Origin of the sequence: Tychonema sp. LEGE 06208, from assembly GCF_015207505.1 — a bacterium.
Classification (GTDB): Bacteria; Cyanobacteriota; Cyanobacteriia; order Cyanobacteriales; family Microcoleaceae; genus Microcoleus.
Genome location: NZ_JADEWT010000149.1, coordinates 1 through 13,800 on the forward strand (window position 1 = coordinate 1; position 13,800 = coordinate 13,800).

General features: G+C 45.6%; 7 protein-coding genes and 1 tRNA gene. 3 read left to right on the plus strand and 5 right to left on the minus strand.

The features are described 5' to 3' along the window. Positions 1 to 119: 119 nt before the first annotated feature. The 5 genes from IQ263_RS25635 to smc form a co-directional block, all read right to left on the minus strand. Positions 120 to 1,661 carry a hypothetical protein gene (locus IQ263_RS25635; protein ID WP_228050362.1) on the minus strand — a complete coding sequence of 514 codons (1,542 nt, stop codon included), beginning with the start codon at positions 1,659 to 1,661 and terminating at the stop codon, positions 120 to 122. 104 nt (positions 1,662 to 1,765) lie between these two features. Further along, on the minus strand, positions 1,766 to 3,916 hold the full coding sequence (locus tag IQ263_RS25640) for a hypothetical protein (protein ID WP_194070922.1): 2,151 nt from the start codon (positions 3,914 to 3,916) through the stop codon (positions 1,766 to 1,768). A 34-nt stretch (positions 3,917 to 3,950) separates the two neighbouring features. Beyond that, a complete protein-coding gene (locus IQ263_RS25645; RefSeq protein ID WP_194070923.1) occupies positions 3,951 to 5,000 on the minus strand; it encodes an SGNH/GDSL hydrolase family protein in 1,050 nt (349 codons plus the stop codon). A gap of 272 nt (positions 5,001 to 5,272) precedes the next feature. Continuing rightward, positions 5,273 to 6,289: a PRC-barrel domain-containing protein gene (locus IQ263_RS25650; RefSeq protein ID WP_194070924.1), complete on the minus strand. Its 1,017-nt coding sequence runs from the start codon at positions 6,287 to 6,289 to the stop codon at positions 5,273 to 5,275. 451 nt (positions 6,290 to 6,740) lie between these two features. Next, a complete protein-coding gene (gene smc / locus IQ263_RS25655; protein WP_194070925.1) occupies positions 6,741 to 10,547 on the minus strand; it encodes a chromosome segregation protein SMC in 3,807 nt (1,268 codons plus the stop codon). Between the two features lie 390 nt (positions 10,548 to 10,937). On the opposite strand from smc, the gene murA reads away from it, so the two are divergent. From murA to IQ263_RS25670, 3 genes are all read left to right on the plus strand, one after another. After that, positions 10,938 to 12,332, plus strand: coding sequence for a UDP-N-acetylglucosamine 1-carboxyvinyltransferase (gene murA / locus IQ263_RS25660; protein ID WP_194009068.1), 1,395 nt, complete (start codon positions 10,938 to 10,940; stop codon positions 12,330 to 12,332). Positions 12,333 to 12,724: 392 nt separating this feature from the next. Beyond that, the gene (locus tag IQ263_RS25665) at positions 12,725 to 13,597 is read left to right on the plus strand and encodes a M48 family metallopeptidase (protein ID WP_194009067.1); all 873 of its coding nucleotides are present in this window, start codon (positions 12,725 to 12,727) and stop codon (positions 13,595 to 13,597) included. Continuing rightward, positions 13,576 to 13,657 (plus strand) — tRNA-Leu (locus tag IQ263_RS25670). The genes IQ263_RS25665 and IQ263_RS25670 overlap by 22 nt, the downstream gene beginning before the upstream one ends. The last annotated feature ends 143 nt before the right edge of the window (positions 13,658 to 13,800 follow it).

Here is a 13,800-nt window from a genome sequence, read left to right on the forward strand (position 1 = left end):
TTCTTAAAGCTCGATTTTTACTGGGTTAATTCCATCGGATTTAATAGTTTTAAGAAAGATTTTTTCAGAAAAAGACTCACGCACAAATATGATTTTTTGTCAACTTAATTTAGATGCGTTTACCCTGTAACTGATGGTGGAATTAATACGAGTGCGTCTGGGCTGCTAATTTGCGAAAATCGCACCGCTAATCTGCTTAAATCGTCGGTGGGAACGGCATTGATATTAATTCTTGTTTGAAATACATTTAATATGGGTTTTGGTAGAATTCCGGCTACTCCCAGAACTAAAATTGCAGTAGCTAGCAAAGCTAAAATATGAGTTATAGTCTGTTTTATAGATGTAGCAAATGATGTTTTTTGGAGGATGAATGGAAAAGCGAGGATTGAGAAAAAGACTGGGATGGTGATTATTCGATCGCCTATTATTTCCAATGAATCAGTCAGCGGATATGTTAAGCTAAAAACAAACGTTCCTACTGCCAAAATCCACAACAATATATTGTATTTTTGGGGAAGTATGTAGTTTTTATTTTGCCAAACTGCTAATCCTAAGAAAATGATACCTCGAAAAGGCAAAGTCATTACAGAGAGTATTAGCAAGCTAACAGGTGCTTGTTTTTGTGGGTCAACTTCATCTAGCGTCAAAGCAACAGCAATAAATATAATTATTTGAGCAAAAGGTACAGTTCTAGCTAGTTGTAGTTTGGCAATAAAAGCCAGCGGGTAAACTTCGACAAATATGTAATTTAGGAACAGTGCAAAAATTGAGGTTCCGAGAATTACGTAAAAATTTATTTTGTCTTCTTTTGGTAGTAAATTTGTTTTTTTGATGCAAAGCAAGCCGCCAAGAATAAAACAGATAAAGTTGAACCAATTCCCGACAGCCCAACTTGACGGGAGGATGTGGTGGGGATTGCGGACTTTGGCGTGAATGAAGACAAACTCGGCGTTGTCGATAGTGTGAGTGCTCGTAGTACCTGTTAATAACATGGGTACGTATACTATACTTGCCATTGTGGCTAAAAGTGCGATCGACAAAATCAATGTTTTGAACTTCCGCCGTCTTACGGATTCAATTATTAAAACGGGAACCATCATCAATCCTGGTAGCAAACCCACTAAGAATTGCAACAAACAAGCTAGTCCAAAAAAGAAATATCCTGTCAACCATTTTTGACGCAAACTAAAGTAAATTCCCCAAATTGCGAAGGCCATCGCGAAGGTACTAGGTACTGATTTGGTGGCAAATATCAGGGTGTTGCCAACATCTGTAAATGAAGCGGCTATACATAAAAAAGCCATCGCTGCTGCGGGCAGTTTGGAATCAGTATAAATCTTGATAATTGCGTAGCAGGCTAGGATAAATGAACCGAAGGCTAGGAATTGATAAATAAAATGCGCTAGGGGAATGCTTGTTCCGAAGTTGGCTAGCAAATAGATGATATAATAATAGTAATATCGTGGATTAAACTTAACCATTTCCTGAACGTAATAATCGTTTTTGTACAGTTCAGGATTTAGCATAAATTCAATGGGTGGCACTTCGGGAAAATTGCCGCCAATGGGAAAAATGTAGCCAGTTGCCATCAGGGAACCGATGATGACAAAAGTATAGAGAGATAGATTAAAATACCTGTGGTATTTTTGATTGTTCTGCATTAATAGTTTATTTTTTTTAGCATATATTAGGTTCGACAGTTTTGATTTTGGTGCTCTCTCGATCGATTAAGCAAGAATTGCATTTCAATCGAAGGAAGATGATATTATTTAGGCTTGCTGCCTACAGATAAATTGTTAATTTCTAGCTGGCATTGGTTTGTTAAATCCTGTTTGTCGCTACTCAATACTTCAAGCAGCAAATAAATTGGATTTTTACCGCCAACAGATAGATTTAAATCGATCGCACTTTTGCCACCATACTCCATCCTCGCAGAGTCTATCAACTTACCTTGTTTGTCCCACAAAGTCAAGCGCAGGGCAACTCCCGGACATTGCTGGTTAAGTAAAGTGAGTTGGCCGGTAACTTGCGCCCTGTCTGAAATAGCACCTAAATACAGAAAAGATGTATCGAGTTTCGTGCTATTTTTAATGGGATGAGTTACAATTTTATATAGGTTATCCGATTCTCGACTGACTGAATAATTGGCACTTGTGTAAATTGACTGACGCAAACTAATCCAATCTAACTGCCCGCCCGGTCGATCGACTATTTGTTGCTGCATCGCGTATAAAGTGCGAACTGCTGTGCCTGTATCCGTGGGACGAATTCTCCGATAAATGCTGACAGTCACGCCGTTTTCTAACTTAAACTGTTGTGGTAATAACTGGAAATCGCGGGAAATTTCCCAGTTTTGAGTAAAGACATCATAGATAACTTTAACAACATCTTGCTCGTGCGATCGCAAAACTTGTTCGTCTGTCGGTAACACCTGCTGAAAAGGTGTAGCAACCGCCACATATTGCGCCTGTAACAACTCCGGTAGCGGGTAACTATCGCGGGAGTCAATTTGCGGCCTCCCGATGGTGTTTAACTTCCACCAACCCTCCGGCGGATTTAATTGGCGATTAGCTTGTCTGAGAATATTAGCATTAAAACTGTTAGAAGCACCTGCAATATAAATCGGTTCTTCATCCGGTGCTAATTTTCGCAGAAACTCTACTAATTTTACAACTTCGCCGTAGTCCGATCGCACTAACGGCCCAAAATTACTCACAAACAGTCTTGACAAATCAACCTTGACAGGAATCAACCCCACGGCTGCATTCACAATCAAGTAAAAAGCCGCCGCGCCCACCATCAAATAGCGGACTTTTCCCTTAAGTGTCAGCCAAATTGTCCAGAAAAATGCCGACAATCCCAAAAGTGCGATCGGTGTAACGTGAATTGTATAGTGCAAGTAGCCGTAACGCAAGATTAACAACCATTCAACCAGCGACAAAACCCCAAACAAACAAACAAAAATAGTCGCCCTAGGAACCAGAATCCGCGTCACAATCCCCGCCGAAAAACCAATCAGTACCAACAACCAAGTTCCCAAACCGTAAAAAGACGCATAACGAATTAAAATATCATCAACCGGCAAACTCCAAGCCACATATAAATTGCGATAGTTAACTGTCAGAGCACTGCGAGTAAAATCTCCCGCTACCAACATTAAAACACTAAAAGTAGTCCCAGCTATCAAACCCAATTTGATCCCAGATTCAACCAAATCTCGGTAGGGAGATGGCAAGGCCGAATCTCTACGGTATATTTGTACGATAAACTCTATCAAAGCCTGTAAACTAGCCGCACCCAAAAAGGCGATCGCACTATAAGCAAAATGTCTCCGCAACAGAATCGCCGCGGCCAGACAAACCCCAATTAACGGAACTTTCCACCAAGATTTCAGCTTAACATCCTGCAAATAAACCCAAATTGCCAACCCTAAAAATACGCAGCCGCCAGTATCCAAATATCCCCGCAAAGTCGGAATCCAACTCATCGGAATCAATAAACTTAGCAGCACAGTTGACCAAAAGACCCGCTGCGGATAAACTGGAATCAGCCTTGCAGAAATTGCTCCCAACAACAAGCGAAAAGGCAGCACATAAATCAGCGAGATGCTGAGAATGTAACTCAACCGAGAGTCACCAAATAACAGAATAAACGGCACTAACGGCAGAGAAATTAACAGGTTTTTTTCCTTAGCCAGCGATTCTATAACTCCAGCCAATGCTTTCTGTGGCGAGTCTCGAAATAAATTAGCCGTATTGACTGTAGCCGTGTTGTATCCCGCGTAATCCCACCAATAAAAAGTACGTTCGCTAGATACATAAATTGACGTTACTCCAACTGTTACCAGAACAACTAAAAACAGAAAAAGTCCATCAATCAGAAACTTGCGACGCAACTTAAAATCAAATAATCCCATCACTCTAAAAAACCTAATTAACTCCAAAACTTCCTCATTCTTCCTTAGCGCCCTTCGCGCCTTCGCGGTTCATTAACTCTTGCAAAAAAACATCCAACTTTTCCGCATATTGCCGGTTCGCCGTCGCACTCGGATGAATATCATGGGGTAAATTATTATTTCCCGGTACTTTCAAATCAACCGAAATATCTACTGTCGCAATTCCATCCTGACTTAACTCATCCAACATCTTAGCAGAACCCGCATTAATTCCCGCAACAACTAACTTAATATTATTAGCCTCAGCTACCCGGTTGAATTCTTCAATAATTGCCTTAGAAACATCGTGACTTTTGTACAATTGTTCCTCAAATTGATTGTAATTAACCTCCAGCAAATTTACTAAGGCGGAAACTCGCATCAGCGGCCACTCGCGATATTCAAGTTTTTTCATGCTGTAGGTAAAATTATTTTCTCCATTCAGCCTAGCATCGGGCTGCAACAGAATGCCGAGTTTATTCCAAGCAACCATTTGTTTGCTTCTCGCCCTCAATAAAGTATTGCGCCTATCGTGAAATCCGGCATAGGCAATTACGGCAATTTTGGGTTTATTTCCTTGTTTTAGTGCTTCTTTAAATTGAATAAACGAGTGCAGCGTGCCGTAGCCGTTAACGCCAAAATTTACTATTTCATATTTAGGTAATTTTTCTTGTAACAACCACGCATAAGTTTCGCTGTCATTCAATGACCAACCGTAGGTAAAAGAACAGCCAAATATCCATATTTCCGGCTTGTTTGACGATTGATTGTAGGTGTTGAGCGGGTGTGTTATTCTTAAACTATTATTGAGATGAGTGGCGTTAAATGAGTAGTTGCCGTTAAGCGTGACTTTGAATTTTCCGGGTAAATGCTTGTAACCGAGTTGCGAATCTTTAGTGAAAAAGTTACCTTTCGGTTCCACCGCCACATCGACATTTTCTATTTGCCAGGGTTTGTATCCGGCAACTCGCAAGACAATTTCAGCGGTGGTTGCAGATATAAATATTGGAAAAATTAGATAGGTTATTAATCGGAATGTAAAATTTTTGAGTCTGCCTTTTTTCATGTTTTATATTATGTCCGATCGATTAACTGCATTAAGGTTCGTAGTGCGGACTAAAGTCCGCTTTCATGTTGCGGACTAAAGTCCACACTACGAACGGTTTTTGTTATGAGAATCAACCGAACATGATATTAGATGGTGGCTACTCGTTACCAGGAAGAAATGGGGGTAGGCCGGCACCATCCACTACCCCTAGATATGTGTAAATCCTGCAAGGATTGCTGTATCTGTAGCCACCAGTTTTAACCGGTGTGTTACTACTTCTGTGGTGAGTTCTAATAACCAGGTTCCTCCTCGTACTCAGGAGTCTTAGTTTTCTCAGGGATATTCACCCGAGGAGCATTGTAAGGCTTCGGCGCTTCATCGTCAGCCCAAGCATCGGCCTCCACATCATCTTCATACTCGTACTCAACCACAGGTTGCTTCGGGCGAGAAATCTCCGGGCGAAGGTACTGCTTTTGTTCGTACTCTTCTTCCTCGTAATCGTCTTCGCCGCCCCAATTATCCTCTTCGTAATCATCATAATCGTCGATCGCCGACTGGGGTTGTACTACTGCGCGCATCTGCTGTCGCACCGGCGGCCGGTTCCACTGCGAATCGTCGTCCCAAGGAACTTCCTCCAATGCAGGTGCAGCTACCTTGCTACGCATTTCCGGTGCAGGTATCCGCACGCCCGGCCCTAATTGATATTCCGTAGCAACGGGTTTCGGATAATACCCTTGCTCGTCCTCTTCGCGTTCCCAAGGTGCTTGGCCCAAACCTACGCGCTCTAGCAAACCTACGCTAAGCTGCCTGAGCCTTTCTTCGGAACCTTCAAACACAATCAAGCGGTTCGGGCCGCTGCTGACAATTTCTTCAATCCCTAACTCGTAAGTGCTCAGAACTTGGTCGGGGATTTGGGGGATTCCTAGGGAAGCGATGATGATAGAAACTAACTTACCGTCTTCGGGGTCGAACCTAAAGCCGCGCACTCTACCCAAAAGTTCGCCGGTTTCGGTAATAACTTCGCTGTTAATCAAAATGCTGTAGATTTCAACATCAACATCATCTTCGATCGCACTTTCATCTTCCACCAACAGCACGTCGCCGATTTCGCTGACATTGCTGAGGAACATAAACCTCGGTAGTCCAGCGACCGCAAATATATTATCACGTAGACCGATCGCCACAACTTCCCGCCGATCGATGTCCACCCACAATTGACTGACTACACCCAAGCGTTTACCTCTGTCGCGGGTGATGACTTGAGTGCCGAGAATATCGGAGCGTTGGCAAATTTGTTCGGATGTCATCTAACTCTAATCCTGATTTATCATAAAAATGGGTCTAAAACCCCGTGCTTCTAGCACGGCTTTGCTGTATGCTTGTAGTAGTGGAAAGGTAATCAACCACTCTAAAAACCTAGCTGTCGAAAGACAAAGCGCTGAACCTTGAAAATTGAATCTAAGCGGTTCTACTGCATTTTTCGCTTACTCCACCTCGCAGTAGGTAAAAGATTCAGAGGAGCTAGACTCACAGCATTTGAAGCGAATTTGCTTCAAACTGAAACAGGACTTGCTCAAAAGCAAATAGGGTAGGGCATACCCTAATTAACGCTTGGGGAGAGTCCCACCTCTGATCTAGAGACTGCAAGGAATCTAGTTTAAGTGGTCTCGGTGAACCAAGAATCCTCGTACCGACCGGGCGAGGAGTGTCAACAAGTATATATATCACTGAACACCGTCATCAACAGAAACTCCGGGACTACAACTTCAGTCCTATGACTTGAGTATAAGCTCCCCGCGCTTGAGTAACACCAATTGTACGCTCTGCTGATTGAATCATAGGTCGCCGCAAACTCACAACAATAAACTGGGCTTGTTCGGACTGTCGTTTTATCATTCTAGCTAATCGCTCCACATTTGCCCCATCCAGAAACATATCCACTTCATCAAAAGCGTAGAACGTAGACGGGCGGTAGCGTTGCAGCGCAAAAATAAAACTCAGCGCCGTCAGCGACTTTTCGCCTCCAGACATAGAAGCCAGCCGCTGTACGGGTTTCCCCTTCGGGTGAGCGACCAAATTCAAACCGCTGCTGAAGGGGTCTTCCTGGTCATCTAGCTGAAGATACCCGTCCCCTTCGGAAAGTTCCGCAAAGATAGTCTGGAAGTTTTCGTTAACAGCATCAAAAGCTTCTTTAAAAGCGCGCCGCCTCAGCGTGGTAAAGTTTTCAATTCTCAACAGCAGTTCAGTGCGTTCTCCGGCCAATGTCGTCAATTTTTGACTCAATTCTTGGAGGCGTTCTTGAGTGCGGTTGTACTCTTCCAAAGCTAGCATATTGACAGGTTCTAAAGCTTGAATGCGTTTGGCGATCGCCTTTACTTCCTGCTGCAATTCAGTCAAATTGGCTTTCTCGACATCTTCGGGAATCGACGGCACCGGATCGGGCATTTCCGCCCGCTGCGCGTCCAAGAGAGTGCGGACTGCGGCCAATTGTTCCCGGCGTTCTTGCTGGGTTTCGTGAAGTTTTTGCAACTGCCACTGTAACTGTTGTTTGGCTAAATGCTGTTCTCGCAGTTGAGATTCCGCCCGATCGCGATCGCCCTTCTGCACGCCCAACTTTTCCTCAATTTGAGCCAAAGCAGCCTTAGATTCAGCAATTTGGCGATCGAGTTCTAACTGCTGCGAAACAATAGCAGCGATCGCATCCGCCCCCGAATTTTGCTGCACTTGCCATTCCTGCAATTTCTCGCTGCCTTCCTTAATTTTCTCTTCCAAACGCCCGAATTGATTTTGCAAGTCTCCTTGGCGCTGCTGGGCGGTTCTGAGAGCCAATTCTCGCTCTTGCAGTTGTGCTTCCAAAGCGCGCAAACCCGACTGCATTTGCTGCCATTCGCTGTGACTGTTGGACTCTTCCAACTGCGCCAAAGTTTGGCGGTACTGCTGCAATTGAGTTTCTTGGACGGGCAATTCCCTCTCCAACAACTGCAATCTCGACTGCGAATCAGTTAATTCCTGAGTATTTTTAGCAATTTGCGATCGCACTTGTTCCTGCTGCGCTTGCAACTTCTTAATTTCCGAATCCAACTGTTCCCACCGCAACTGATTTTCGCGCAAATTCTGTTTCGCCTCCATCAATTCTTGGCTGCGAGTTTTGACAGCAACAGCAGCGCGATCGATCGCAATTTTGCACCGTTCCAAAATCCGCTCAATTTCCTCTAGACGTTCTTGCAAAAAGGCGATCGTCCGGGCTTCATCCGCCGCCACACTAGCATCAACCGTGCCAAAATGTAAAGTTGACCTATTACTAGAACTTCCCCCAGTCATCGCCCCGCTAGTTTCCAGAATTTCCCCATCCAACGTAACAATCCGGTACTGTCCCAAATAGCGGCGGGCATCAGTGAGATTGCTAAACACAACCGTACTACCAAAAACATAAGCAAAAATTTCCTGATAGCGCGCATCGCAATCAATCAAATTCACCGCCGCATCCACAAACCCCGCCGCGCGCCGCAAATTTTCATTCACCGAAAACCTGCCCCCTCGAATCTTATTCAAAGGCAAAAACGTCATCCTTCCCGCCCGTTTTTGCTTCAACAATTCGATCGCCGCAGCCCCCACACTGTCATTTTCCACCACCATATTACCCATACGGCCGCCCGCAGCAATTTCCAGCGCCAACTGAAAGCGCGGCTCCACCCTACCCAGTTGAGCCACCAAGCCACAAACTCCGCCAATTCCACTTTGCGCGATAATTTTTGCAGTAAACGTGCCTGTCGCTTCTTGCAGTGCTTGAAACTGCACTTCTAGCTTGTCTAACTTGCGCTGTCTTTCGCGCTGTTCTTCCAGCAAGCGAGTTTGAGTTTCCTGTTGCAGTTGCAATTCTTGTTCGGATTCGACTAAAATCTGATTCAGCGATTCTACTTGCAAAGCAGCAACTTTTTGGGTTTCCCCAAGGCTTGATTGCTGAACTTTTTTCGCTGCGATTTCCTGTTCCAATAGTTGTAGCGATTGGTTTTGTTCTTGAATTTGGTTTTGCAGGCGATCGGCTCTTTCGCCAATAGTAGCTTGTTCTGTACGCTGGGGTTCCAAAGTTTGTTGAATTGTTTCGATTTGGCGGTGCAGTTCCGTTTGCTGCTGCACCCAAGCTTCTGCAGTAGAGGCGATCGCATTTGCAACATCTCTATTCCGATCTAAATTTTCCCGCGCTGCGTCTCGCTGTTCCTCCAAAACTCCTATTTGAGACTGAATATAAGATATTTCAACCTCAATTTGCTCCAAACTTTGCCGAAATTGTCGAACTTCTTCCTCAGTTTGTGCTATATTAGCCGCCATTTGTCCGGCGGTTGCTTCCAAATCCTGTTGGCGATTTTGCAATTGTCGCCGCTGGGCTTCCTGAGTTGCAATACTTGCTTGCAAAGCCAACAATTCCGACTCACCCAAAGCTTTAACGCGGGCATTCAGCGCGTCAAGTTCCGCAGTTGATTCTTGAATTTGGGTGCTAATTGTTTCCAGTTGTTCGGTGAGAGAAGCAATATTGCGATCGCCCGATTCGATTTGTTCCCGCAGTTTCCATTCTTGCTTTTGCAACTGGCGGAATCTCAGCACAATTTCCCACTGCGACTTTTCTTGAAATTCCGCCCGCAACCTTTGATATTTTTCCGCTTTTGTGCGATCGGAAGCCAGCCTGTCGCGCTGAGAAATCAGCTCTTTTTCCACAATTTGGCTGCGTTCTTCCACATCCTTAACTTCATCCAACTTTTGCCTAGCTAAGGATATTTTGCGATCGAACTGAGCCACTCCCGCCAATTCGTCAATAATTTCTCGGCGTTCCTTAGCATTCATCGAAATAATGCTAGTAACGTCTCCTTGCAAAACGACATTATAACCTTCGGGATAAATTCGTAAACGGTTTAGTTGTTCGTGGAGTTGAGTCAGCGTGCAAGGTGCGCCATTAATGTAATAAGTTGAAGTGTAAGTTCCTTGACGAGTTACTCGGAGTCGGCGCGTCACGCTCCATTCATCCGATTTTAGATTTGGGATTTTAGATTTTAGATTGGATGATTGTCCGTTGTTTTGAGTTGCCGCAATTTCAATTTCTGCGACTTCTTCAGCAGATAAATCATCGGGGGATTTGGGATTTTGAATTTGAGATTTTAAATTGGATGATTGTCCGTTGTTGTCTTCAGTTTCGGGAATTTCGATTGCTTCTACGTCTGTTGCTTCAACAGACTCAACAGACAAATCATCCGCTGCATTTTCTTCCCCATCCTCATCTTCAGCTTCGGTGAACCATTCATCGCCCACATCTTCCAGCGCAAAAGTCGCAGTCACGCTAGTTTCGATGGTACCGCGCTTGTTTTGGCCGCTGTTGACCAAATCCGGCAAACGTTCGGCGCGCATTCCCTTAGAAGTCGAAAGTCCCAGACAAAACAGCAAAGCATCGAGGATATTGGACTTCCCAGAACCGTTGGGCCCGGAAACCACGGTAAAACCGGGCAGCACGGGAATGGACGTTGTGCCGCCAAAAGATTTAAAGTTAGTTAGTTCGATCCGTTTAATGTGAACCATATGCTAGGACTAGCTTTGGCTCTATCTAGGTTGTTGTCACAGAGTAACACAGGCATTGGTGCGATCGACAATATGTTAATTTTCCAGCATTGTCGATCGAACAGGTTGTTGAGACTTTTGTCAACAACCCCAGTCACGCGCTACCCAAAAAACTGGTTGAGAACGGTGTCACATTTGCAACCACACCGAAAGCCACCTCAAGTCAACTTTGATACAAATAATTAAATTGCGATCCATCGAGATTATTTGTGCGATCGTACCTGAAATCCTTGCCCAGAGTGAATGTTAGCAAAAAAAATACCTGAAATTTCTAACATCCCCCCTGGACATCTAAAAACTTTCCGGTAAAATCGAACCAAAATTAATAATGTATAAAGTAACAAACCACATATGGAGGGCAAACCCATTACACCAGCTCAGAACTCGTCTAACCTGTCAGCTTCACCCGAAAGCGACCAAGAACTATTACAAATTTGGGGTCGCCAGCCCTTGAAAGGACACGTCAAAATCAGCGGCGCGAAAAACTCAGCCTTAGTCGTGATGGCGGGAGCGATACTGTGCCCCGACGATTGCCGTCTCCGCAACGTTCCCGGTCTAGCCGATGTGGCCCGCATGAGGCAAATTCTCTCGGCTGTAGGAGTCAAATTAGAGCAAAATGGCGACGTTCTAGACATCAACGCCAGCCACCTCATAGACGCTCAAGCCCCCTACGAATTAGTCAGCCAACTGCGGGCGAGCTTTTTCATCATCGGGCCGCTGCTAGCCCGTTTGGGATTTGCTAAAGTGCCTTTACCCGGAGGTTGCGCCATCGGCGCGCGGCCTGTAGAACTCCACGTTCGCGGCCTGCAAGCCCTAGGCGCTGAAGTCCACATCGACCACGGTACTGTTCACGCTTACGTCAAAGGGCCCAACCGCCGTCTCAAAGGAGCCAAAATTTATTTGGACTACCCCAGCGTCGGCGCAACCGAAACTTTGATGATGGCGGCGACTCTGGCCGAAGGAGAAACCGTCCTTGAAAATGCGGCCCAAGAGCCCGAAGTCATCGATTTGGCAAATTTCTGCCGCGCGATGGGAGCCAAAATTCAAGGCGCAGGTACAAATACGATCGTCATTTCGGGAGTTCCGAGACTGCACGCGGTAGACTATTCAATTATTCCCGATCGCATCGAAGCCGGAACATTTTTAATCGCAGGAGCCATCACCCACTCAGAAATCAGTTTGTCGCCGGTCATTCCCGACCACCTGACTGCAGTGATTGCCAAATTGCAGACAATGGGGGCGAAAATTATTGCCGAATCCCCCGACATTCTGCGAATAATTCCCGGCAAAATCCACACCGCCACAGACATCGAAACTTTGCCTTATCCTGGTTTCCCCACAGATATGCAAGCTCAGTTTATGGCTTTGCTGACTCTGAGCGAAGGAGACAGCATCATCAAAGAAACAGTATTTGAGAACCGCTTGCGCCACGTAGCAGAACTCAACCGCATGGGCGCAGACATTCGCGTTAAAGGCAATGTCGCCGTAGTGCGCGGAGTCTCGATGCTCTCAGGAGCGCCGGTAGTAGCAACAGATTTGCGGGCTTCAGCGGCTTTGGTGGTGGCGGGACTTGCGGCCGACGGCGTAACCACAATCAGCAGCTTGCAGCATTTAGACCGCGGCTACGAGCAATTGGAGGTGAAGCTGCAAAAATTGGGAGCGAAAATGCGGCGTCTCAAGGAGGGAGAAGACCAAACTAAGGCTGAGGCTCCTGTCAATCCCGTGCGATCGAGCTTAAACTGTTAGTTAGTCAGCAGTCATTAGTCAGCAGTCATTAGTTATTAGTCATTAGTCAGTAGGAAGAAGAAAAAAAATTCAATCTTTTTTAATGACCAATGACTAATCAATACGTAGCGACAGTTTGATTGTCCGCGCCCAGAGGCGAGAAACCCGGTTTCTACAAGTTTTGTATTTAGTGACGACAAATTACGCAAGAAACCGGGTTTCTGAGGTCACAAGTCCACACAGTTGAACTTAGGTTTGGAGTATGTAGTCAGCGTTATCCAATGCCGACATATTGCCCGGTCGTCCTGATTCTACTGTTTGCCATCAAAAACTCAAACTGTCCGAAGTATTGCTAATGACCAATGACTAATGACTAATGACTAATGACCAATGACTAATGACTCACAACTAAAATGTCAAACATACCGCTCCGAGGTTTAAAAGCAGACCAGTTTCGCCACCCGCTAGACTTGGCAGCCACCAACTCTCTCAAACAACTCCCCGGACTAGATTTGATTGTGCGACAGTTGCTGGGACAACTTGGCGAACAGTTTTTCAGGCTCGAAAATCTGGCTTCCAGCGTCCAAGTCGGCGAAAATCAATTGCCGCACCTGCATCAATTGCTGTTGGATGCCTGCAAAACTCTGGATTTGGAGGTGCCGCAGCTTTATGTCCGCCAGCATCCGATGCCGAATGCTTACACCTTTGCGATGCGGGGAAAACAGCCTTTTGTGGTGATGCACACTTCGCTGATTGATTTGCTCACAGACGAAGAAGTTAAAGCAGTAATCGCTCACGAGTTGGGGCATTTGAAGTGCGAACACGGAGTTTACCTGACTCTGGCTAATTTAATTGTATTGGCCGCCGGTCAAATTTCCCCTCTGGGAACCGTACTCGCCCAGGGTTTGCAGGCGCAAATGCTGGAATGGTTGCGGTGTGCAGAATTTACGTGCGATCGCGCCGCCTTGCTCGCCACCCAAGACCCAAGAGTGGTAGCATCGTTGTTGATGAAACTGGCAGGAGGTTCGCCGACTTTAGCTCCGAAACTGAATGTCGATGAGTTTTTGGCACAGGCGCGAGCCTACGACGACCTCAGCAGCACGGAACTGGGAGAAATGCTCAAACAAGCTCAAACGGCTCAGTTGTCGCATCCTGTACCAGTATTGCGCGCCAGAGAGATCGATCGCTGGGCCAGTTCAAAAGATTATGAATCTTTGCTTGACAAAAATCGATCGGCGCTTTATGATGGTGAAACCGATAAAAAGGGCGGGTGGCGAAATTGGTAGACGCATCAGACTCAAAATCTGACACCTTACGGTATGAGAGTTCGATTCTCTCCCTGCCCACTAATAAAAAAGCTTAATAAATATAGGGTTTCAGATGATAAGTCTGGAGCCCTAATTTATGTTGGGAATTGGGAATTGGGAATTGGGAATTGGGCATGGGGCATGGGGCATTGGGCATGGGCATGGGGCATGGGCTGTCTCTT

What these genes read in the sequence shown, in the direction of transcription:
- IQ263_RS25635 (WP_228050362.1), bottom strand. Translation starts at nt 1,661, where the DNA reads ATGCAGAACAATCAAAAATACCACAGGTATTTTAATCTATCTCTCTAT.
- IQ263_RS25640 (WP_194070922.1), bottom strand. Translation starts at nt 3,916, where the DNA reads ATGGGATTATTTGATTTTAAGTTGCGTCGCAAGTTTCTGATTGATGGA.
- IQ263_RS25645 (WP_194070923.1), bottom strand. Translation starts at nt 5,000, where the DNA reads ATGAAAAAAGGCAGACTCAAAAATTTTACATTCCGATTAATAACCTAT.
- IQ263_RS25650 (WP_194070924.1), bottom strand. Translation starts at nt 6,289, where the DNA reads ATGACATCCGAACAAATTTGCCAACGCTCCGATATTCTCGGCACTCAA.
- smc (WP_194070925.1), bottom strand. Translation starts at nt 10,547, where the DNA reads ATGGTTCACATTAAACGGATCGAACTAACTAACTTTAAATCTTTTGGC.
- murA (WP_194009068.1), top strand. Translation starts at nt 10,938, where the DNA reads ATGGAGGGCAAACCCATTACACCAGCTCAGAACTCGTCTAACCTGTCA.
- IQ263_RS25665 (WP_194009067.1), top strand. Translation starts at nt 12,725, where the DNA reads ATGTCAAACATACCGCTCCGAGGTTTAAAAGCAGACCAGTTTCGCCAC.